The organism is Stutzerimonas sp. FeSN7, from assembly GCF_030263795.1.
In the GTDB taxonomy this organism is placed as follows: domain Bacteria; phylum Pseudomonadota; class Gammaproteobacteria; order Pseudomonadales; family Pseudomonadaceae; genus Stutzerimonas; species Stutzerimonas stutzeri.
On the sequence record NZ_JARPMN010000001.1, the window covers coordinates 3,812,933 to 3,834,020 of the forward strand.

At 58.6% G+C, this 21,088-nt stretch carries 31 protein-coding genes; all 31 read right to left on the bottom strand.

Features of this window, described 5'->3' with window-relative positions:
* Window positions 1-19: 19 nt before the first annotated feature.
* A complete protein-coding gene (gene rpsD / locus P5703_RS18170) occupies window positions 20-640 on the bottom strand; it encodes a 30S ribosomal protein S4 (protein ID WP_011911999.1) in 621 nt (206 codons plus the stop codon).
* Between the two features lie 17 nt (window positions 641-657).
* Window positions 658-1,047 carry a 30S ribosomal protein S11 gene (gene rpsK / locus P5703_RS18175; protein ID WP_003281811.1) on the bottom strand — a complete coding sequence of 130 codons (390 nt, stop codon included), beginning with the start codon at window positions 1,045-1,047 and terminating at the stop codon, window positions 658-660.
* 30 nt (window positions 1,048-1,077) lie between these two features.
* Window positions 1,078-1,434, bottom strand: a complete 357-nt coding sequence (gene rpsM / locus P5703_RS18180) for a 30S ribosomal protein S13 (RefSeq protein WP_011911998.1) — start codon at window positions 1,432-1,434, stop codon at window positions 1,078-1,080.
* 129 nt (window positions 1,435-1,563) lie between these two features.
* On the bottom strand, window positions 1,564-1,680 hold the full coding sequence (gene rpmJ / locus P5703_RS18185; protein WP_003281814.1) for a 50S ribosomal protein L36: 117 nt from the start codon (window positions 1,678-1,680) through the stop codon (window positions 1,564-1,566).
* Window positions 1,681-1,709: 29 nt separating this feature from the next.
* Window positions 1,710-3,038 carry a preprotein translocase subunit SecY gene (gene secY, locus P5703_RS18190; protein ID WP_011911997.1) on the bottom strand — a complete coding sequence of 443 codons (1,329 nt, stop codon included), beginning with the start codon at window positions 3,036-3,038 and terminating at the stop codon, window positions 1,710-1,712.
* Complete coding sequence (gene rplO / locus P5703_RS18195; protein WP_003281817.1) at window positions 3,039-3,473, bottom strand: 50S ribosomal protein L15; 435 nt, start codon at window positions 3,471-3,473, stop codon at window positions 3,039-3,041. It lies immediately after the preceding gene.
* A 3-nt stretch (window positions 3,474-3,476) separates the two neighbouring features.
* Window positions 3,477-3,656 carry a 50S ribosomal protein L30 gene (rpmD, locus tag P5703_RS18200; protein ID WP_003281818.1) on the bottom strand — a complete coding sequence of 60 codons (180 nt, stop codon included), beginning with the start codon at window positions 3,654-3,656 and terminating at the stop codon, window positions 3,477-3,479.
* Between the two features lie 2 nt (window positions 3,657-3,658).
* Window positions 3,659-4,159 (bottom strand): 30S ribosomal protein S5, encoded by a 501-nt coding sequence (gene rpsE, locus P5703_RS18205; protein WP_011911996.1) that lies wholly within the window; start codon window positions 4,157-4,159, stop codon window positions 3,659-3,661.
* 3 nt (window positions 4,160-4,162) lie between these two features.
* Window positions 4,163-4,513 (bottom strand): 50S ribosomal protein L18, encoded by a 351-nt coding sequence (gene rplR, locus P5703_RS18210; RefSeq protein WP_013981715.1) that lies wholly within the window; start codon window positions 4,511-4,513, stop codon window positions 4,163-4,165.
* 10 nt (window positions 4,514-4,523) lie between these two features.
* Window positions 4,524-5,057 (bottom strand): 50S ribosomal protein L6, encoded by a 534-nt coding sequence (gene rplF / locus P5703_RS18215; RefSeq protein WP_011911994.1) that lies wholly within the window; start codon window positions 5,055-5,057, stop codon window positions 4,524-4,526.
* Window positions 5,058-5,069: 12 nt separating this feature from the next.
* A complete protein-coding gene (gene rpsH, locus P5703_RS18220; protein ID WP_011911993.1) occupies window positions 5,070-5,462 on the bottom strand; it encodes a 30S ribosomal protein S8 in 393 nt (130 codons plus the stop codon).
* Window positions 5,463-5,642: 180 nt separating this feature from the next.
* Complete coding sequence (rpsN, locus tag P5703_RS18225; RefSeq protein ID WP_011911992.1) at window positions 5,643-5,948, bottom strand: 30S ribosomal protein S14; 306 nt, start codon at window positions 5,946-5,948, stop codon at window positions 5,643-5,645.
* Between the two features lie 13 nt (window positions 5,949-5,961).
* Window positions 5,962-6,501, bottom strand: coding sequence for a 50S ribosomal protein L5 (rplE, locus tag P5703_RS18230; RefSeq protein WP_011911991.1), 540 nt, complete (start codon window positions 6,499-6,501; stop codon window positions 5,962-5,964).
* 19 nt (window positions 6,502-6,520) lie between these two features.
* Window positions 6,521-6,835, bottom strand: a complete 315-nt coding sequence (gene rplX, locus P5703_RS18235) for a 50S ribosomal protein L24 (RefSeq protein WP_003304067.1) — start codon at window positions 6,833-6,835, stop codon at window positions 6,521-6,523.
* A gap of 11 nt (window positions 6,836-6,846) precedes the next feature.
* Window positions 6,847-7,215, bottom strand: a complete 369-nt coding sequence (gene rplN / locus P5703_RS18240; RefSeq protein ID WP_003281831.1) for a 50S ribosomal protein L14 — start codon at window positions 7,213-7,215, stop codon at window positions 6,847-6,849.
* Between the two features lie 23 nt (window positions 7,216-7,238).
* Window positions 7,239-7,505 carry a 30S ribosomal protein S17 gene (gene rpsQ / locus P5703_RS18245; RefSeq protein ID WP_011911990.1) on the bottom strand — a complete coding sequence of 89 codons (267 nt, stop codon included), beginning with the start codon at window positions 7,503-7,505 and terminating at the stop codon, window positions 7,239-7,241.
* A gap of 2 nt (window positions 7,506-7,507) precedes the next feature.
* Window positions 7,508-7,699, bottom strand: coding sequence for a 50S ribosomal protein L29 (gene rpmC, locus P5703_RS18250; RefSeq protein ID WP_003281834.1), 192 nt, complete (start codon window positions 7,697-7,699; stop codon window positions 7,508-7,510).
* Window positions 7,699-8,112 (bottom strand): 50S ribosomal protein L16, encoded by a 414-nt coding sequence (rplP, locus tag P5703_RS18255; RefSeq protein ID WP_003281836.1) that lies wholly within the window; start codon window positions 8,110-8,112, stop codon window positions 7,699-7,701. The genes rpmC and rplP overlap by 1 nt, the downstream gene beginning before the upstream one ends.
* A gap of 12 nt (window positions 8,113-8,124) precedes the next feature.
* Complete coding sequence (gene rpsC, locus P5703_RS18260) at window positions 8,125-8,811, bottom strand: 30S ribosomal protein S3 (protein ID WP_003289210.1); 687 nt, start codon at window positions 8,809-8,811, stop codon at window positions 8,125-8,127.
* A 13-nt stretch (window positions 8,812-8,824) separates the two neighbouring features.
* On the bottom strand, window positions 8,825-9,157 hold the full coding sequence (gene rplV / locus P5703_RS18265) for a 50S ribosomal protein L22 (protein ID WP_003304070.1): 333 nt from the start codon (window positions 9,155-9,157) through the stop codon (window positions 8,825-8,827).
* A gap of 13 nt (window positions 9,158-9,170) precedes the next feature.
* Window positions 9,171-9,446, bottom strand: coding sequence for a 30S ribosomal protein S19 (gene rpsS / locus P5703_RS18270; RefSeq protein WP_003293029.1), 276 nt, complete (start codon window positions 9,444-9,446; stop codon window positions 9,171-9,173).
* A 16-nt stretch (window positions 9,447-9,462) separates the two neighbouring features.
* Window positions 9,463-10,284 (bottom strand): 50S ribosomal protein L2, encoded by an 822-nt coding sequence (rplB, locus tag P5703_RS18275; protein WP_011911989.1) that lies wholly within the window; start codon window positions 10,282-10,284, stop codon window positions 9,463-9,465.
* A gap of 14 nt (window positions 10,285-10,298) precedes the next feature.
* Window positions 10,299-10,598 carry a 50S ribosomal protein L23 gene (gene rplW, locus P5703_RS18280; RefSeq protein ID WP_003281842.1) on the bottom strand — a complete coding sequence of 100 codons (300 nt, stop codon included), beginning with the start codon at window positions 10,596-10,598 and terminating at the stop codon, window positions 10,299-10,301.
* Window positions 10,595-11,197 (bottom strand): 50S ribosomal protein L4, encoded by a 603-nt coding sequence (gene rplD, locus P5703_RS18285; RefSeq protein WP_011911988.1) that lies wholly within the window; start codon window positions 11,195-11,197, stop codon window positions 10,595-10,597. The genes rplW and rplD overlap by 4 nt, the downstream gene beginning before the upstream one ends.
* Before the next feature lie 12 nt (window positions 11,198-11,209).
* Window positions 11,210-11,845: a 50S ribosomal protein L3 gene (rplC, locus tag P5703_RS18290; protein WP_011911987.1), complete on the bottom strand. Its 636-nt coding sequence runs from the start codon at window positions 11,843-11,845 to the stop codon at window positions 11,210-11,212.
* A gap of 82 nt (window positions 11,846-11,927) precedes the next feature.
* Window positions 11,928-12,239 (bottom strand): 30S ribosomal protein S10, encoded by a 312-nt coding sequence (gene rpsJ, locus P5703_RS18295; protein WP_003186070.1) that lies wholly within the window; start codon window positions 12,237-12,239, stop codon window positions 11,928-11,930.
* A 150-nt stretch (window positions 12,240-12,389) separates the two neighbouring features.
* Window positions 12,390-13,583, bottom strand: a complete 1,194-nt coding sequence (gene tuf / locus P5703_RS18300; protein WP_011911986.1) for an elongation factor Tu — start codon at window positions 13,581-13,583, stop codon at window positions 12,390-12,392.
* A gap of 30 nt (window positions 13,584-13,613) precedes the next feature.
* Window positions 13,614-15,734: an elongation factor G gene (gene fusA, locus P5703_RS18305; protein ID WP_011911985.1), complete on the bottom strand. Its 2,121-nt coding sequence runs from the start codon at window positions 15,732-15,734 to the stop codon at window positions 13,614-13,616.
* Window positions 15,735-15,764: 30 nt separating this feature from the next.
* Window positions 15,765-16,235: a 30S ribosomal protein S7 gene (rpsG, locus tag P5703_RS18310; protein ID WP_011911984.1), complete on the bottom strand. Its 471-nt coding sequence runs from the start codon at window positions 16,233-16,235 to the stop codon at window positions 15,765-15,767.
* Between the two features lie 98 nt (window positions 16,236-16,333).
* The gene (gene rpsL, locus P5703_RS18315) at window positions 16,334-16,705 is read right to left on the bottom strand and encodes a 30S ribosomal protein S12 (protein WP_003280832.1); all 372 of its coding nucleotides are present in this window, start codon (window positions 16,703-16,705) and stop codon (window positions 16,334-16,336) included.
* 141 nt (window positions 16,706-16,846) lie between these two features.
* Window positions 16,847-21,046 (bottom strand): DNA-directed RNA polymerase subunit beta', encoded by a 4,200-nt coding sequence (rpoC, locus tag P5703_RS18320; RefSeq protein ID WP_011911982.1) that lies wholly within the window; start codon window positions 21,044-21,046, stop codon window positions 16,847-16,849.
* Window positions 21,047-21,088 lie beyond the last annotated feature (42 nt).

Sequence of the window (21,088 nt, forward strand, 5' to 3'; positions counted from 1 at the left end):
TACACCTATTTTCTAGCCCTTACTTGGAGTAGAGCTCGACAATCAGGTTTTCGTTGATGTCGGCGGACAGATCGCTGCGAGCCGGAACATTCTTGAAAACACCGGATTTCTTGTCGGCGTCTACTTCGACCCATTCAACGCGACCGCGCTGAGCGCACAGTTCGAGGGCCTGGGCGATACGCAGCTGGTTACGGCACTTCTCGCGAACAGCAACCACGTCACCGGCCTTGACCTGGTACGACGGGATGTTCACGGTCTGACCGTTGACGGTGATCGACTTGTGCGAGACCAGCTGGCGCGATTCGGCACGAGTGGAGCCGAAGCCCATGCGATACACGACGTTGTCCAGACGGCACTCGAGCAGCTGCAGCAGGTTCTCGCCGGTAGCGCCCTTGCGGCTGGCAGCTTCCTTGTAGTAACCGCTGAACTGACGCTCCAGCACACCGTAGATACGGCGCACTTTCTGCTTCTCGCGCAGCTGGGTGCCGTAGTCGGACAGGCGGCCACGACGCTGGCCGTGCACACCTGGCGGAGTTTCAATGTTGCACTTGGATTCGAGCGCGCGCGCACCACTCTTCAGGAAGAGATCAGTGCCTTCACGACGAGACAGTTTGCACTTGGGACCAATATAACGAGCCATTCTTTACTGTCTCCTGATTACACGCGGCGCTTCTTCGGCGGACGGCACCCGTTGTGCGGGATCGGCGTCACGTCGGTGATGCTGGCGATTTTATAACCACATGCGTTCAAAGCACGCACGGCGGACTCACGACCCGGGCCCGGGCCCTTGACGTTGACGTCGAGGTTCTTCAGGCCGTACTCCAGAGCAGCCTGGCCAGCGCGCTCTGCAGCGATCTGGGCAGCGAACGGAGTGCTCTTACGCGAGCCGCGGAAACCGGAACCACCCGAGGTAGCCCAGGACAGCGCATTGCCCTGACGATCGGTGATGGTCACGATGGTGTTGTTGAAAGAAGCGTGGATGTGGGCGATGCCATCAACCACTGTCTTTTTGACTTTTTTACGAGGACGAGCAGCAGGTTTTGCCATGACTAGATTCCTGTCGATTCGCTAACGCGATTACTTGCGGATCGGCTTGCGCGGGCCCTTACGGGTACGTGCGTTGGTCTTGGTGCGCTGACCGCGAACCGGAAGACCACGACGATGGCGCAGGCCGCGATAGCAACCCAGGTCCATCAAGCGCTTGATTTTCATGTTGACGTCGCGACGCAGGTCGCCCTCAACGATGAACTTGCCGACTTCGCCACGCAGCAGTTCGACCTGCTCGTCGGAAAGATCCTTGATCTTTGCTGCCGGATTCACACCGGTAGCGGCACAGATTTCCTGCGCACGGGTGCGACCAACACCGTAGATGTAGGTCAGCGAGATAACAGTGTGCTTGTTATCCGGAATGTTGACGCCTGCAATACGGGCCATTCAGTGAAACTCCAATTGACAGCTACCTACGCCCCGGAAGCCAAGAAAAGGGCGCGAGATATTAACGCTGTAATAACAAATATTCAACCCGGCAGCGCACTAGCTGCCGGGTTATAACGCCTTACACAATCAGCCTTGGCGCTGCTTGTGACGCGGTTCTGCGCTGCAGATCACGCGCACGACACCGTCGCGACGGATGATCTTGCAGTTACGGCACAGCTTTTTAACCGATGCACGAACTTTCATCACCAACTCCTAGAACCTTACGAACCACTTCAGCGGAGCATTCCGCTGCCGTAGCCCTTCAGGTTGGCTTTCTTCATCAGGGAATCGTACTGGTGCGACATGAGGTGCGATTGCACTTGGGACATGAAGTCCATGACAACCACAACCACGATCAGCAACGAGGTCCCACCAAGGTAGAACGGCACGTTGGCTGCAACCACAAGGAACTGCGGCAGCAGGCAGACAGCCGTCATGTACAGGGCGCCGAACATGGTCAAGCGGGTCAACACGCCATCGATATAGCGAGCCGACTGCTCACCAGGACGAATCCCGGGAATAAACGCACCGGACTTCTTCAGGTTCTCTGCCACGTCCTTCGGATTGAACATCAATGCCGTATAGAAGAAGCAGAAGAAAATGATCCCAGCACTGAACAGCAGGATGTTCAACGGCTGCCCGGGCGCGATCGCCTGAGAGATATCAGCCAACCAACCCATGTTTTCGGACTGGCCGAACCACTGCCCCAGCGAAGCCGGGAACAGCAGGATGCTGCTGGCGAAGATGGCCGGGATAACGCCCGCCATGTTGACTTTCAACGGCAGGTGGCTGGTCTGCGCAGCGAAGACCTTACGACCTTGCTGACGCTTGGCGTAGTGCACCGCAATGCGACGCTGCCCACGCTCGATGAACACCACGAAACCGATGATCGCAACCGCCAGCAGCCCCACGGCCAGCAAAGCGATGATGTTGATATCGCCTTGGCGAGCGGACTCGAACGACTGCCCGAGCGCGCCCGGCAATCCGGCGACGATCCCAGCGAAGATCAGCATCGAGATTCCGTTGCCAACCCCACGCTCGGTGATCTGCTCGCCCAGCCACATCATGAACATCGCACCAGACACGAAGGTCGTGATGGCCACGAAGTAGAAGCCGAAGTCGTTACTGAACGCGACACCCTGCCCCGCCAGTCCGACCGACATGCCGACGGCCTGCACGATTGCCAGAACCAGCGTTCCGTAACGCGTGTACTGGCTGATCTTGCGACGACCGGCTTCGCCTTCTTTCTTCAACTGCTCCAGCTGCGGACTGACAGCGGTCATGAGCTGCATGATGATCGATGCCGAGATGTACGGCATGATCCCCAGCGCAAAGATGCTCATGCGCTCCAGCGCACCGCCGGAAAACATGTTGAACAAGCTAAGGATGGTCCCCTCGTTCTGACGGAACAGCTCGGCCAGCCGATCGGGATTGATCCCGGGTACTGGAATGTGTGCGCCAATCCGGTAGACGATGATCGCCATGAACAGAAAGCGCAGACGAGCCCAGAGTTCGGACAGACCACCATTACTCAGCGCGGAGAGAGCACCTTGCTTAGCCATTTATTCCTCGAACTTGCCGCCAGCTGCTTCGATAGCCGCACGCGCACCCTTGGTGGCTGCGATGCCCTTTAGAGTGACCGCACGCCCAACCTCACCGGACAGCATGACTTTCACACGCTGCACGTTCTGGTTGATGACGTTGGCGTCTTTCAGGCTCTGTACGGTAACAACGTCGCCTTCCACCTTAGCCAGTTCGGAAGTGCGCACTTCTGCGCGATCCATGGCCTTCAGCGAAACGAAGCCGAACTTCGGCAGACGGCGGTGCAGCGGCTGCTGACCACCCTCGAAGCCCGGAGCGATCTTGCCGCCGGAGCGGGAAGTCTGACCTTTGTGGCCACGGCCACCGGTCTTACCCAGACCGCTGCCGATACCACGACCCGGACGCAGCTTTTCGCGACGGGCACCCGGCGCAGAACGCAGATCGTTCAGTTGCATGGCTTAGCCCTCCACACGGAGCATGTAGTAAGCCTTGTTGATCATGCCGCGGTTCTCAGGAGTATCCTGAACTTCTACGGTGTGACCAATGCGACGCAGGCCCAGGCCCTTGACGCACAGCTTGTGATTGGGGATACGACCGCTGACGCTCTTGATCAGCGTAACCTTGACGGTGTTAGCCATGATCAGGAAATCTCCTCGACGCTCTTGCCGCGCTTGGCAGCAATCGACTCAGGCGACTGCATCGCCTTCAGACCCTTGAAGGTGGCATGCACCACGTTGACCGGGTTGGTAGAGCCGTAGCACTTGGCCAGGACGTTGTGCACACCGGCCACTTCAAGAATGGCGCGCATGGCACCACCAGCGATAACACCGGTACCTTCGGAGGCAGGCTGCATGTAGATCTTGGATGCGCCGTGAGCCGCCTTGGTGGCGTACTGAAGCGTAGTGCCGTTCAAGTCGACCTGGATCATGTTGCGGCGCGCCGCTTCCATGGCCTTCTGAATGGCAGCCGGCACTTCGCGGGACTTGCCGCGACCGAAACCAACACGACCCTTACCATCACCAACTACAGTCAGCGCGGTGAAGGTGAAGATACGACCACCCTTCACGGTTTTTGCGACGCGGTTAACTTGAACCAGCTTCTCGATGTAGCCTTCGTCGCGCTTTTGCTCGTTATTTGCCATAACTTAGAACTCCAGCCCGCCTTCACGAGCAGCATCAGCCAGTGCCTTCACACGACCGTGGTACTTGAAGCCAGAACGGTCGAACGCCACCTGAGTGACGCCTGCGGCTTTCGCGCGCTCAGCGACCAGTTGACCGACTTTCTTGGCAGCGTCAACGTTGCCGGTGGCACCGTCACGCAGTTCTTTGTCCAGAGTCGAGGCGCTTGCCAGGACCTTGCCGCCGTCGGCCGAAAGGACCTGGGCGTAGATGTGCTGGGAAGAGCGGTGCACGCAGAGGCGTACGGCTTCCAGCTCGCGCATCTTCAGGCGCGCTTTGCGAGCGCGACGCAGACGAGTTTCTTTCTTTACGCTCATTTGCTATGCCCTACTTCTTCTTAGCTTCTTTGCGACGGACTACTTCATCCGAGTACCGCACGCCTTTGCCCTTGTAAGGCTCCGGACGACGGAAATCACGAATTTCAGCAGCCACCTGACCGACCAGTTGCTTGTCGACACCCTTGATCAGGATATCGGTCTGGCTGGGGGTCTCGGCGGTGACGCCTTGCGGCAGCTCATAATCCACCGGATGCGAGAAACCGAGAGCCAGGGACAGCACTTGACCTTTGGCTTGCGCCTTGTAACCGACGCCGACCAACTGGAGCTTGCGCTCGAAGCCCTGACTGACACCGATCACCATGTTGTTGACCAGAGCGCGGGTAGTACCGGCCATGGCGCGAGTCTGCTGATCACCGTTACGACCGGCGAAACGCAGCTCACCACCTTCCTGGATAACCTCAACGGAAGGATGAACGTTCAGCTCCAGAGCGCCTTTTGCACCCTTCACCGAAAGCTGCTGGCCGGACATTTTGATTTCAACGCCAGCGGGCAGCTTGACGGGGTTCTTAGCAACGCGAGACATGCTTATCCCCCCTTAGAACACAGTGCAAAGCACTTCGCCGCCGACACCAGCAGCGCGAGCAGCACGATCAGTCATCACACCCTTGTTGGTGGAGACGATCGAGACACCCAGGCCACCGCGAACTTTCGGCAACTGGTCAACGGATTTGTACTGGCGCAGGCCAGGACGACTTACGCGCTTCAGTTCCTCGATGACCGGACGGCCTTCGAAATACTTAAGCTCGATGGACAGCTGCGGCTTGACGTCGCCACTGACCTGGTATCCCGCGATATAGCCTTCACCTTGAAGAACGTTGGCTACAGCCACCTTCAGCGTGGAAGACGGCATGCTTACGACGGACTTTTCGGCCATCTGGGCATTACGGATACGAGTTAGCATGTCCGCTAACGGGTCCTGCATACTCATGGGCTCTTAGCTCCTAAAACAAAAAAATAAGCCTTGGACGGCTCGTGTCGCCAACGGGCGAACCCTACAAAAATGCGAGGCTCAGGCGAGCCGGGCATTCTAGGCGCTCACCAGAAACGAATCAAGCCCCGAAAGGGGCTCGACCGAAAACAAACAGGGCCCGAAGGCCCTGTTTGATTCTTACCAGCTGGCTTTGACCAGGCCCGGTACGTCACCGCGCATGGCGGCCTGGCGCAGCATGTTGCGCGCGAGGCCGAACTTGCGATAGACGCCGTGCGGACGGCCAGTCAGACGGCAGCGGTTACGCAGGCGCGAAGCGCTTGCATCACGCGGCTGCTTCTGCAGGGCCACCTGAGCTTCCCAACGCGCCTCCGGAGTGGACTCCGGGCTAGCGATGATCGCTTTCAGTGCCGCACGCTTCTGGGCGAACTTGGCAACCGTGCGCTGACGCTTCAGCTCACGGTTCTTCATGCTTTGCTTAGCCATGTGCCTACTCCAATCAGTTACGGAACGGGAAGTTGAAAGCGCGCAGCAACGCACGACCTTCATCATCCGTCCGTGCAGTAGTGGTCAGAGTGATATCCAGACCACGCAGGGCATCGATCTTGTCGTAATCGATTTCCGGGAAGATGATCTGCTCTTTGACACCCATGCTGTAGTTGCCGCGGCCATCGAAGGACTTGGCATTCAGGCCGCGGAAGTCACGCACGCGCGGCAGGGAGATCGAAAGCAGACGATCCAGGAATTCGTACATGCGATCGCTGCGCAGGGTTACCTTGACACCGATCGGCCAGCCTTCGCGGACCTTGAAGCCTGCGATGGACTTGCGAGCGTGGGTCACTACAACCTTCTGACCGGTGATCTTTTCCAGATCGGCAACCGCGTTGTCGATGATCTTCTTGTCACCGATCGCTTCGCCGATACCCATGTTGAGGGTGATCTTGGTAATGCGCGGAACTTCCATCACGTTCTTGAGCTGAAGTTCTTCCTTCAGCTTGGGCGCGATTTCCTTCCGATAAACTTCTTTTAGTCGTGCCATGGTTATCTACCTAGCAGTCTCAAGCGTCAACCGGCTTCTGGGTCGACTTGAAGACACGAATTTTCTTGCCTTCTTCAACCTTGAAGCCAACGCGGTCTGCCTTGTTGGTTTCACCGTTGAAAATGGCGACGTTAGAGACGTGCAAAGGCGCCTCTTTCTCGACGATACCGCCCTGAACACCGGACATCGGGTTCGGCTTGGTGTGGCGCTTGACCAGGTTGATCCCGCCAACGACCAGACGGTCGTCAGCGAGCACCTTCAGCACCTTACCGCGCTTGCCCTTGTCTTTGCCGGCGATGACGATGATCTCGTCGTTGCGACGAATCTTTTGCATGCGGCTACTCCTTACAGCACTTCAGGTGCGAGCGAAACGATCTTCATGAACTTCTCGGTACGAAGCTCACGAGTCACCGGCCCGAAGATGCGGGTGCCGATAGGCTCTTGCTTGTTGTTCAGCAGAACAGCAGCGTTGCCATCGAAGCGGATGATGGAGCCGTCGGGACGGCGAACACCGTGACGGGTACGGACCACTACAGCGGTCATCACCTGGCCTTTCTTGACCTTGCCACGCGGAATCGCTTCCTTGACGGTGACCTTGATAATGTCGCCGATGCCGGCGTAACGGCGGTGGGAACCGCCGAGCACCTTGATACACATGACGCGACGAGCGCCACTGTTATCAGCCACATCGAGCATGGATTGAGTCTGAATCATATAATTTCTCCGACCCCTAGCCCTTAGACTTCGACGGCGCGTTCAACGACTTCAACCAGCGCCCAGGACTTGGTCTTGGACTGCGGACGGGTTTCACGAATGGAAACCTTGTCGCCGATCTTGCACTGGTTGGTTTCGTCGTGGGCGTGCAGTTTGGTCGAACGCTTAACGTATTTGCCGTAGATCGGGTGCTTGACGCGACGCTCGATCAGTACGGTGATGGTCTTGTCCATCTTGTCGCTGACGACACGGCCGGTCAGCGTGCGGACGGTTTTCTGAGCTTCAGCCATGATCACTTACCTGCCTGCTGGTTGAGCACAGTCTTGACACGAGCGATGTCGCGCTTGACTTGCGAGAGCAGGTGAGACTGCCCCAACTGGCCAGTCGCTTTCTGCATACGCAGATTGAACTGGTCCCGCAGCAGCTCGAGCAGTTGCTCGTTCAGCTGCTCAACGGATTTTTCACGAAGTTCATTCGCTTTCATCACATCACCGTCCGCTTAACAAAGGAGGTGGCGAGCGGCAGCTTTGCAGCGGCCAGGGCGAAAGCCTCACGCGCCAGCTCTTCGGAAACACCCTCGATCTCGTAGAGCACCTTGCCCGGCTGAATCTGGGCTACCCAGTACTCGACGCTACCCTTACCTTTACCCATACGAACTTCCAGGGGCTTCTTGGTAACGGGCTTGTCGGGGAACACGCGGATCCAGATCTTGCCGCCACGCTTGACGTGACGAGTCAGCGCACGACGTGCAGCCTCGATCTGACGCGCGGTCAGACGACCACGGGAAACAGACTTCAGCGCGAATTCGCCGAAGCTGACCTTGCTACCGCGCTGAGCCAGACCACGATTGTGGCCGGTCATCTGCTTGCGGAATTTTGTACGCTTGGGTTGCAACATTTGGCGTACCCCTTACTTAGCAGCTTTTTTACGAGGAGCAGGCGCTTGAGGCTTGAGCTCTTCATGGCGACCACCAATCACTTCGCCTTTGAAGATCCACACCTTCACGCCGATCACACCGTAAGTGGTGTGCGCTTCGTAAGTGTTGTAATCGATATCGGCACGCAGGGTGTGCAGCGGCACACGACCTTCGCGATACCACTCGGTACGGGCGATTTCAGCCCCACCCAGACGACCACTGACCTGGATCTTGATGCCCTTGGCACCAATACGCATGGCGTTCTGTACGGCGCGCTTCATGGCGCGACGGAACATCACGCGACGCTCCAGCTGCTGAGCTACGCTCTGTGCAACCAGCATGGCGTCGAGCTCCGGCTTGCGGATCTCTTCGATATTGATGTGCACCGGCACACCCATTTGCTTGGTCAGGTCCTGACGCAGCTTCTCAACATCCTCACCCTTCTTGCCGATCACGATGCCGGGACGAGCGGTGTGGATGGTGATGCGTGCGGTTTGAGCCGGGCGATGGATATCGATACGGCTTACGGACGCGCTTTTTAGTTTGTCTTGGAGGTACTCACGCACGTTCAGATCTGCAAGCAGATAGTCTGCATACGTACGGCCGTCTGCGTACCAGACGGAGGTGTGCTCCTTGACGATTCCCAGGCGAATGCCAGTGGGATGTACTTTCTGACCCATCTGATCGACTCCGTTACTTGTCCGCAACCTTGACAGTGATATGGCAAGACCGCTTGACGATGCGATCAGCGCGGCCTTTGGCACGCGGCATGATGCGCTTAAGCGAACGCCCTTCGTTGACGAAGACGGTGGAGACTTTCAGGTCATCCACATCAGCGCCTTCGTTGTGCTCGGCGTTGGCAACGGCCGACTCCAGCACCTTCTTCATGATCTCGGCGGCTTTCTTACTGCTGAAAGCCAGGAGGTTGAGCGCATCGCCCACCTTCTTCCCGCGGATCTGGTCGGCGACCAGGCGGGCTTTCTGGGCGGAGATGCGAGCGCCCGACAACTTAGCGGCTACTTCCATCTTTCCTTACCCCTTAGCGCTTGCCTTTCTTGTCCGCCACGTGCCCACGATAAGTGCGGGTAGCAGCGAACTCGCCGAGTTTGTGGCCGACCATGTCTTCGGACACGAGGACCGGAACATGCTGGCGACCGTTGTGTACAGCGATGGTCAGACCGACCATCTGCGGCAGGATCATCGAACGACGCGACCAGGTTTTCACCGGCTTGCGATCATTCTTTTCCACCGCCGCTTCGACCTTCTTCAGTAGGTGAAGATCGATAAAAGGACCTTTTTTCAGAGAACGCGGCACTGTCGTATCCCTCTAGTTACTTGCGACGACGGACGATCATGTTATCGGTGCGCTTGTTAGTGCGGGTCTTCGCGCCCTTAGTCGGGAAGCCCCATGGCGACACCGGATGACGACCACCGGAGGTACGACCTTCACCACCACCGTGCGGGTGATCGACCGGGTTCATCGCGACACCACGAACGGTCGGGCGAATGCCCTTCCAGCGCTTGGCACCGGCCTTACCCAGCGAACGCAGGCTGTGCTCGGAGTTCGAGACTTCGCCCAGGGTCGCACGGCATTCAGCCAACACCTTGCGCATTTCGCCGGAGCGCAGACGCAGCGTCACATAGGAGCCCTCACGAGCGACCAGCTGAGCCGAAGCACCAGCGGAGCGAACGAGCTGAGCGCCCTTACCCGGCTTGAGCTCGATACCGTGAACGGTAGAACCCAGCGGGATGTTACGCAGCGGCAGGCTGTTACCAGCCTTGATCGGAGCATTGATGCCCGAGACCAGCTGATCGCCAGCGCTCACGCCTTTCGGCGCAATGATGTAGCGACGCTCACCGTCGGCATACTTCAGCAGCGCGATGTGCGCAGTACGGTTCGGATCGTATTCGATACGCTCGACGATGGCCGGAATGCCATCCTTGTTGCGACGAAAATCGACCAGGCGGTAATGCTGCTTGTGACCACCGCCGATGTGGCGAGTGGTGATACGACCGTTGTTGTTACGGCCGCCAGTCTTCGACTTCTTCTCGAGCAGCGGTGCGTAAGGAGCGCCTTTGTGCAGCTCCTGATTGACCACCTTGACCACAAAACGGCGGCCCGCGGAAGTCGGTTTGCATTTAACGATTGCCATGATGCACCCCTTCCTTACTCAGCACTGCCGGAGAAATCGAGATCCTGCCCTGGCTGAAGAGCGATATAAGCCTTCTTCCAGTCGTTGCGCTTGCCCAGACCGCGAGCGGTGCGCTTGGTCTTGCCCTGAACGTTCAGGGTGTTGACGGCGGCGACCTTCACGTCGAACAGGCTTTCAACAGCCTTCTTGATTTCCAGCTTGGTTGCGTCAGTCGCAACCTTGAAAACGAATTGCTTCTTGCTGTCAGCCAGCACGGTAGCCTTCTCGGAGACGTGCGGACCAAGCAGGACTTTGAATACGCGTTCCTGGTTCATCCCAGCAGCTCCTCGAATTTCTTCACAGCCGACACGGTGATCAACACCTTGTCATAGGCGATCAGGCTGACCGGATCGGAACCCTGGACGTCACGTACGTCGACATGCGGCAGATTGCGCGCAGCCAGGTACAGGTTCTGATCGACAGCATCGGAAACGATCAGCACGTCGCTCAGACCCATACCATTGAGCTTGCTGGCAAGCGCCTTGGTCTTCGGGGCATCGACGGCGAAATCTTCTACGACTACCAGACGCTCGGAGCGAACCAGCTCAGCAAGGATGGAACGCAGCGCAGCGCGATACATCTTCTTGTTCAGCTTCTGCTCGTGGTTCTGCGGGCGAGCAGCGAAGGTGACACCACCGCCACGCCAGATCGGACCACGAGTGGTACCGGCACGAGCGCGACCGGTGCCCTTCTGGCGCCACGGACGCTTGCCACCACCGGACACATCGGAGCGGGTCTTCTGCTGCTTGCTACCCTGACGACCGCCAGCCATGTAGGCGACGACTGCCTGGTGCACCAGCGTCTCGTTGAACTCACCACCAAAGGTGCGATCGGAGACTTCGATGGCCTGTGCGCCATTTACATTCAATTGCATGTGAACTCCCCCTTAACCGCGAGCCTTGACGGCCGGACGCACGAACACGTCACCACCGGTGGCACCAGGGACTGCACCCTTGACCAGCAGCAGGTTACGCTCGGCATCGACACGCACGATTTCCAGAGACTGCACGGTTACGCGCTCGGCGCCCATGTGCCCGGACATCTTCTTGCCCTTGAATACACGACCTGGAGTCTGGCACTGACCAATAGAGCCCGGGACGCGGTGGGATACGGAGTTACCGTGGGTATTGTCCTGACCACGGAAATTCCAGCGCTTGATGGTACCGGCAAAGCCTTTACCCTTGGACTGACCGGTGACATCCACCAGCTGGCCTGCCTGGAAAATTTCGGCATTGATCTGGTCACCAACCTGGAACTCCTCGCCTTCGAGGCGGAATTCCCAGACGCCACGACCTGCTGCCACGTTCGCCTTGGCGAAGTGACCGGCCTGAGCCTTGGTAACACGGGACGCACGACGCTCACCGACAGTGACCTGCACTGCACGATAGCCATCGCTCTCTTCATTCTTGAACTGAGTGACGCGATTCGGCTCGATCTCGATGACCGTAACCGGAATAGAGACACCATCCTCGGTGAAAACGCGGGTCATGCCGCATTTACGACCGACTACACCAATAGTCATTTTTAAACCTCTTGAGTGTACGGGGCTTTCACCCGCTATGGCCGCCCATTTCAGAGCGTTACACGACTAAAACTCTCAGGTTTTAGCCGAGGCTGATCTGCACTTCCACACCAGCCGCAAGATCGAGCTTCATCAGCGCATCGACGGTTTTGTCGGTCGGCTGAACGATGTCCAGCACACGCTTGTGGGTTCGAATTTCATACTGATCGCGCGCGTCTTTGTTGACGTGCGGAGAAACCAGCACAGTGAACCGCTCTTTGCGGGTTGGCAGCGGAATCGGACCACGCACCTGAGCACCAGTACGTTTCGCGGTTTCCACGATTTCCTGGGTTGATTGATCGATCAGGCGATGGTCAAAAGCCTTCAACCGAATACGGATTTGTTGGTTTTGCATTTTGACCTCAGACTCCAAGTAGCCACCCTACCAGGCGCAATACCCCCGGTAAAAGGAGGCGCAATTGTACGTATGCACCTATAGGGTGTCAATAAATGATCAACAATAGAAAAAGGCCCCCGAAGGGGCCTTTTTCATCATCGTCAAATATTACTCGACGATCTTGGCAACCACGCCGGCACCAACGGTACGACCACCTTCGCGAATCGCGAAGCGCAGGCCGTCTTCCATGGCGATCGGCTTGATCAGGGTGACAACCATCTTCACGTTGTCGCCCGGCATTACCATCTCGACGCCTTCCGGCAGTTCGCACGAACCGGTCACGTCAGTGGTACGGAAGTAGAACTGCGGACGGTAGCCCTTGAAGAACGGGGTGTGACGACCACCTTCTTCCTTGGACAGCACGTACACTTCGGCTTCGAACTTGGTGTGCGGCTTGATGGTGCCCGGCTTGGCCAGAACCTGACCACGCTCCACTTCGTCACGCTTGGTGCCACGCAGCAGCACGCCGCAGTTCTCGCCAGCGCGACCTTCGTCGAGCAGCTTGCGGAACATCTCAACGCCGGTGCAGGTAGTCTTGGTGGTCGGACGCAGACCGACGATCTCGATCTCTTCCTGAACCTTGACGATGCCGCGCTCTACGCGACCGGTTACCACGGTGCCGCGACCGGAGATCGAGAACACGTCTTCGATCGGCATCAGGAACGGCTTGTCGATGGCACGAACCGGCTCGGGGATGTAGCTGTCCAGGGTTTCGACCAGCTTCTTCACCGCGGTGGTGCCGAGCTCGTTGTCGTCTTCGCCGTTCAGCGCCATCAGCGCGGAGCCGATGATGATCGGAGTGTCGTCACCCGGGAAGTCGTAGGTCGACAGCAGGTCGCGAACTTCCATCTCGACCAGCTCGAGCAGCTCGGCGTCATCAACCATGTCGGCCTTGTTCAGGAACACGACGATGTACGGAACACCAACCTGACGGGACAGCAGGATGTGCTCGCGAGTCTGCGGCATGGGGCCGTCAGCAGCCGAGCAAACCAGGATCGCGCCGTCCATCTGGGCAGCACCGGTGATCATGTTCTTCACGTAGTCAGCGTGACCCGGGCAGTCAACGTGCGCGTAGTGACGGACGTTGGAGTCGTACTCTACGTGGGCGGTGTTGATGGTGATACCGCGAGCCTTCTCTTCCGGAGCGCTATCGATCTTGTCGAAGTCGACACGAGCGGAACCGAAGACCTCGGAGCACACGCGAGTCAGAGCGGCAGTCAGAGTGGTCTTGCCATGGTCGACGTGACCAATGGTGCCGACGTTGACGTGCGGTTTGTTACGTTCGAATTTTTCCTTAGCCACGACAGTAAACCTCTTACTTAAAGGGCTGAATCAACCTTGTTTTTTGACGAGCGTCTCGACGATATTCGCCGGAGCCTCAGCGTATTTGGAGAATTCCATGGAGTAGCTCGCGCGACCCTGAGACATGGAACGAACGTCGGTTGCGTAACCGAACATCTCTCCGAGCGGAACCTCAGCACGGATAACCTTGCCGGAGACCGAGTCTTCCATACCCTGGATCAGACCACGACGACGGTTCAGGTCACCCATCACGTCACCCATGTAGTCCTCAGGGGTCACCACTTCGACCTTCATGATCGGCTCGAGCACCTTGCCGCCGCCCTTCTGGGCCAGCTGCTTGGTCGCCATCGAAGCTGCAACCTTGAACGCCATCTCGTTGGAGTCGACGTCGTGGTAGGAGCCATCGAACACGGTCGCCTTCAGGCCGATCAGCGGATAGCCGGCGACAACGCCGTTCTTCATCTGCTCTTCGATGCCCTTCTGGATTGCCGGGATGTATTCCTTCGGAACCACACCACCCACAACCTCGTTGGTGAACACCAGGCCTTCGGTGATATTGCCCTTCTCGTCCACGTCCGGGGTCGAGAAACGGATCCAGCAATGACCGAACTGACCACGACCACCGGACTGACGAACGAACTTGCCTTCGATCTCGACATTGTCCTTGGTGATGGTTTCACGGTAGGAAACCTGCGGCTTACCGATGTTCGCCTCAACGTTGAACTCGCGACGCATACGGTCGACGAGAATGTCGAGGTGCAGCTCACCCATACCGGAAATGATGGTCTGACCAGTCTCTTCGTCGGTCTGGACACGGAACGACGGGTCTTCCTGAGCCAGTTTGCCCAGCGCGATACCCATCTTTTCCTGGTCTGCCTTGGTCTTCGGCTCGACAGCTACCGAGATAACCGGCTCCGGGAAGTCCATACGCTCGAGGATGATCGGCTTCTCGATCGAGCAGAGGGTGTCACCCGTGGTGACGTCCTTCATGCCGATCAGCGCGGCGATGTCGCCGGCACGGCACTCCTTGATCTCGTCACGCTGGTTGGCGTGCATCTGCACCATCCGACCCACGCGCTCCTTCTTGCCCTTGACCGAGTTGATTACCGAGTCACCGGAAGACAGCACACCGGAATAAACACGAGTAAAGGTCAGGGTACCCACGAACGGGTCGGTAGCGATCTTGAACGCCAGAGCGGAGAACGGCTCGTCATCACTTGCATGACGCTCGTCGACCTGCTCTTCGTTATCCGGATTGACGCCTTGAATCGGCGGAATCTCGGTCGGCGCAGGCAGATAGTCGATGACGGCATCGAGAACCAGGGGCACGCCCTTGTTCTTGAAGGACGAACCACAAACGGCCGGAACGATTTCACAGGCGATGGTGCGCTGACGCAGACCAGCCTTGATCTCTTCGATGGTCAGCTCACCACCTTCGAGATACTTGTTCATCAGCTCTTCGTTGGCCTCGGCCGCAGCCTCGATCATGTTCGAGCGATATTCTTCGGCCAGATCCATCAGCTCCGCCGGAATCTCTTCCTCGCGGTAGGTGGTGCCTTTGTCGTCATCGTTCCAGTAGATGGCCTTCATCTTGATCAGATCGATCTGACCGGCGAAGTTCTCTTCGGAACCAATGGCCAGCTGAACAGGAACCGGGGTGTGACCCAGGCGCTGCTTGATCTGACCGACGACGCGCAGGAAGTTGGCACCCTGACGGTCCATCTTGTTGACGTAGACGATACGCGGCACGCCGTACTTGTTGGCCTGACGCCATACGGTTTCGGACTGCGGCTCAACGCCGGAGGTACCGCAGAACACAACGACAGCACCGTCGAGAACGCGCAGGGAGCGCTCTACTTCGATGGTGAAGTCAACGTGACCGGGGGTATCGATGACGTTTACACGATAGTTGTCGTACTGACCGCGCGAACCCTGCCAAAAGGTCGTGACAGCAGCGGAGGTGATGGTGATACCACGCTCCTGCTCCTGCACCATCCAGTCGGTGGTCGCCGCACCGTCATGCACTTCACCCATCTTGTGGCTGAGGCCGGTGTAAAACAGAATCCGCTCCGTGGTGGTAGTCTTGCCCGCGTCGACGTGGGCACAGATACCGATGTTACGGTAGCGGTTGATAGGGGTAGTACGGGCCACAATAAGGTCCTCGTAAAAGTTGCGCTTGATTTAGAAGCGGTAGTGCGAGAAGGCCTTGTTGGCTTCAGCCATACGGTGCACGTCTTCGCGCTTCTTGACCGCAGCGCCTTTACCTTCAAAAGCATCCAGCAGCTCGCCAGCGAGGCGCAGCGCCATGGATTTTTCGCCACGCTTGCGCGCAGCATCTACCAGCCAGCGCATGGCCAGCGCGTTACGACGGGAAGGACGAACTTCGACCGGAACCTGGTAGGTAGCACCGCCTACACGGCGGGACTTGACTTCGACCAGCGGAGCGATGGCATCGAGTGCTTTTTCGAAGACTTCCAGGGGGTCGCCATTCTTGCGCTCCTTCACCTTGTCCAAGGCACCATAAACGATACGCTCGGCAACGGCCTTCTTGCCGCTTTCCATCACATGGTTCATGAACTTGGCCAGGATCAGACTTCCGTACTTCGGATCGTCCAGGATCTCGCGCTTGGCTGCTACACGACGTCTTGGCATTGATAAGCCCTCAAACGGTCTTCAGGTTAGCTCGGAACGGTAACGCGCAGGTTACGCCCGACCTTACTCTTATCGACTCAAATAAATAGAAATACTGCTTACTTCGGACGCTTGGCGCCGTACTTGGAACGACCCTGCTTACGGTCTTTTACGCCGGAGGTATCCAGCGAACCGCGCACGGTGTGGTAACGCACACCCGGAAGGTCTTTTACACGACCGCCACGGATCAGCACTACGCTGTGCTCCTGCAGGTTATGACCTTCACCACCGATGTAGGAGGCGACTTCATAGCCATTGGTCAGACGAACACGGCACACCTTACGCAGTGCGGAGTTCGGTTTCTTCGGCGTGGTGGTGTACACACGGGTGCACACGCCACGACGCTGCGGGCAGTTTTGCAGCGCAGGGACGTCGCTTTTCTCGACGACCCGCTTGCGCGGCTGACGTACCAGCTGGTTGATAGTTGCCATCTACTAGCTCCACTGTTGTCTTTCGACACAAACGAAAAATGGCAGGGCACGAAGCCCCGCCAATTTAGGGGTACGAGAGTCTAAAGAGCTTCTCGCCCACCGTCAAGGCAGGCCCCGGCTTGCGACCGGGGCCTGGCACTCTCAATTGCCGCTGGAGTTCAGCGCTTCAGTCAGCGCCGCTTCGACTTCATCGGCACTCACGCGGACCGGCTTCTCGGCATCACGCTTGCGCTTGCGCTCGCTGTGATACGCCAGACCAGTACCGGCCGGGATCAGACGACCCACAACCACGTTCTCCTTCAGGCCGCGCAGGTAGTCGCGCTTGCCAGTCACGGCCGCTTCGGTCAGCACGCGGGTGGTCTCCTGGAAGGAGGCCGCGGAGATGAACGACTCGGTCGACAACGACGCCTTGGTGATGCCCAGCAGGACGCGGACGTACTTGGCGACGAACTTGTCCTCTGCGCTCAGACGCTCGTTCTCTTCCAGCACCTGGGTCAGTTCCATCTGGTCGCCCTTAATGAAGCTGGAATCGCCCGACTCGGTGATCTCGACCTTGCGCAGCATCTGCCGCAGGATGGTCTCGATGTGCTTGTCGTTGATCTTCACGCCCTGCAGGCGGTAAACGTCCTGGATCTCGTTGACGATGTAGCGTGCCAGTGCGCTGACGCCCAACAGCCGCAGAATGTCGTGCGGGTTGCTCGGGCCGTCGGAGATAACTTCACCCTTGTTCACCTGTTCGCCTTCGAAGACGTTCAGGTGACGCCACTTCGGAATCAGCTCTTCGTACGGATCGCTACCGTCGGTCGGCGTAATCACCAGGCGACGCTTGCCCTTGGTTTCCTTACCGAAGGAAATCGTGCCGCTGATTTCCGCCAGGATGGACGGCTCCTTCGGACGACGCGCTTCGAACAGGTCGGCAACGCGCGGCAGACCACCGGTGATGTCGCGGGTCTTCGAGGTTTCCTGTGGGATACGTGCGATGACGTCACCCACATTGATCTCGGCGCCGTCCGCAACACCGACCAGCGCGTTAGCCGGCAGGAAGTACTGGGCCGGTACGTCGGTACCTGGCAGCAACAACTCCTTGCCATTGGCGTCGACCATCTTGATCGCCGGACGGATGTCCTTGCCTGCGGCCGGACGGTCCTTCGGATCCATCACCTCGATGTTGGTCAGACCGGTCAGCTCGTCGGTCTGGCGCTTGATGGTGATGTTCTCCTCCATGCCAACGAAGGTCACAACACCCTTCATTTCGGTCACGATCGGGTGGGTGTGCGGGTCCCACTTGGCAACCACGGCGCCAGCGTCGACCTTGTCGCCTTCCTTCACGGAAATCACAGCACCGTACGGCAGCTTGTAGCGCTCGCGCTCACGACCGAAGTCGTCCGCCACGGCCAGCTCGCCGGAACGAGACACGGCCACCAGCGCGCCATCGGCACGCTCGACGTGCTTCAGGTTATGCAGGCGGATGGTACCGCCGTTCTTCACCAGCACGTTGTCGACGGCCGAGGTACGGCTCGCCGCACCACCGATGTGGAACGTACGCATGGTGAGCTGAGTACCCGGCTCACCGATCGACTGGGCAGCGATAACGCCGACCGCCTCGCCGATGTTGACCTGATGCCCACGGGCCAGATCACGACCGTAGCACTTGGCACAGATGCCGTAGCGGGTTTCACAGGAGATCGGCGAGCGCACGATCACTTCGTCGATGCTGTTCAGCTCGATAAAGTCGACCCACTGCTCGTCGATCAACGTACCCGCCGGAACCAGCACGTCATCGGTGCCCGGCTTGAGCACGTCACGCGCAATCACGCGACCCAGCACGCGCTCGCCCAGCGGCTCGACCACGTCGCCGCCTTCGATGTGCGGAGTCATGTGCAGACCCTGCTCGGTGCCGCAATCGATCTCGGTGACCACCAGATCCTGCGCGACATCCACCAGACGACGAGTCAGGTACCCGGAGTTCGCGGTTTTCAGTGCGGTATCCGCCAGACCCTTACGAGCACCGTGCGTGGAGATGAAGTACTGCAGTACGTTCAGCCCCTCACGGAAGTTCGCCGTAATCGGCGTTTCGATGATGGAGCCGTCCGGCTTGGCCATCAGGCCACGCATACCGGCCAGCTGGCGAATCTGAGCCGCGGAACCCCGCGCACCGGAGTCGGCCATCATGTACATCGAGTTGAACGAATCCTGCTCGGCTTCGTTGCCTTCGCGGTCGATGACCTTCTCTTTCGAGAGGTTGGCCATCATGGCCTTGGACACTTCGTCGTTGGCCTTGGACCAGAGGTCGATCACCTTGTTGTACTTCTCGCCCTGAGTAACCAGGCCCGAGGCGTACTGCGACTCGATCTCCTTCACTTCTTCGGTGGCCGCATCGATGATGCGCGCCTTCTCGTCCGGGATGACGAAATCGTTCACACCGATCGAAACACCGGAAATGGTCGAGTAGGCGAAGCCGGTGTACATCAGCTGGTCGGCGAAGATGACGGTATCCTTCAGACCAACGGTGCGGTAGCACAGGTTGATCAGCTTGGAGATCGCCTTTTTCTTCATCGGCTGGTTGACGACGTCGAACGACATCCCTTCCGGCACGATCTGGAACAGCAGCGCGCGGCCGACGGTGGTGTCGACGATGCGGGTGTTCTTGGTGATGCTGCCGTCACGATCCTTGATGGTCTCGTTGATGCGCACTTTGACCCGGGCGTGCAGCGAGGCTTCACCGGCGCGGAACACGCGGTCGACTTCCTGCAGGTCGGCGAACACGCGCCCTTCGCCCTTGGCATTGATGGCTTCACGGGTCATGTAGTACAGACCCAGAACCACGTCCTGCGACGGGACGATGATCGGCTCGCCGTTGGCTGGCGAGAGGATGTTGTTGGTCGACATCATCAGCGCGCGCGCTTCCAGCTGGGCTTCCAGCGTCAGCGGCACGTGCACGGCCATCTGGTCACCGTCGAAGTCGGCGTTGTACGCGGCACAGACTAGCGGGTGCAGCTGGATCGCCTTGCCTTCGATCAGTACCGGCTCGAACGCCTGGATACCCAGACGGTGCAGGGTCGGTGCGCGGTTGAGCAGTACGGGATGCTCGCGAATCACTTCGGCGAGAACGTCCCAGACTTCCGGCAGCTCGCGCTCGACCATCTTCTTGGCCGCCTTGATGGTGGTGGCCATGCCGCGCATTTCCAGCTTGCCGAAGATGAACGGCTTGAACAGCTCGAGCGCCATCTTCTTCGGCAGGCCGCACTGGTGCAGACGCAGGGTCGGACCTACGGTGATCACGGAACGACCGGAGTAGTCCACGCGCTTGCCAAGCAGGTTCTGACGGAAACGACCCTGCTTGCCCTTAATCATGTCAGCCAGGGACTTCAGCGGGCGCTTGTTCGAACCGGTGATGGCGCGGCCGCGGCGGCCGTTGTCCAGCAGCGCATCGACCGCTTCCTGCAGCATGCGCTTTTCGTTGCGCACGATGATGTCCGGCGCCGACAGGTCGAGCAGGCGCTTCAGACGGTTGTTGCGGTTGATCACGCGGCGATACAGATCGTTCAGATCCGAAGTCGCGAAACGACCGCCATCCAGCGGAACCAGCGGACGCAGATCCGGCGGCAGCACCGGCAGCACGGTCAGGATCATCCACTCCGGCAGGTTGCCCGAGCCATGGAAAGCCTCCATCAGCTTCAGACGCTTGGACAGCTTCTTGATCTTGGTTTCCGAGTTGGTCTGCGGAATTTCCTCGCGCAACCGGCCAATCTCGTGCTCCAGGTCGATCTGGATCAGCAGTTCGCGGACAGCCTCGGCACCCATGCGGGCATCGAAGTCGTCACCGAACTCTTCGAGGGCTTCGAAGTACTGCTCGTCGTTAAGCAGCTGACCTTTCTCCAGAGTGGTCATGCCCGGATCGATCACCACGTAGCTCTCGAAATAGAGCACGCGCTCGATATCGCGCAGGGTCATGTCCAGCAGCAGGCCGATACGGGACGGCAGCGACTTCAGGAACCAGATGTGCGCGACCGGAGAAGCCAGTTCGATGTGCGCCATGCGCTCGCGACGCACCTTGGCCAGCGCAACTTCCACACCACACTTCTCGCAGATCACACCGCGATGCTTGAGGCGCTTGTACTTGCCGCACAGGCACTCGTAGTCCTTGACCGGGCCAAAGATCTTGGCGCAGAAAAGGCCGTCACGCTCGGGCTTGAACGTACGGTAGTTGATGGTCTCCGGCTTCTTCACTTCACCGAAGGACCAGGAACGGATCATCTCGGGGGACGCCAGGGCAATCTTGATGGCATCGAACTCTTCGATTTGACCCTGGTTTTTCAACAGATTCAGCAAGTCTTTCAAGGCCTTTCCTCCTCACGGACCTGCGGCAGCCGGCTGACGCCG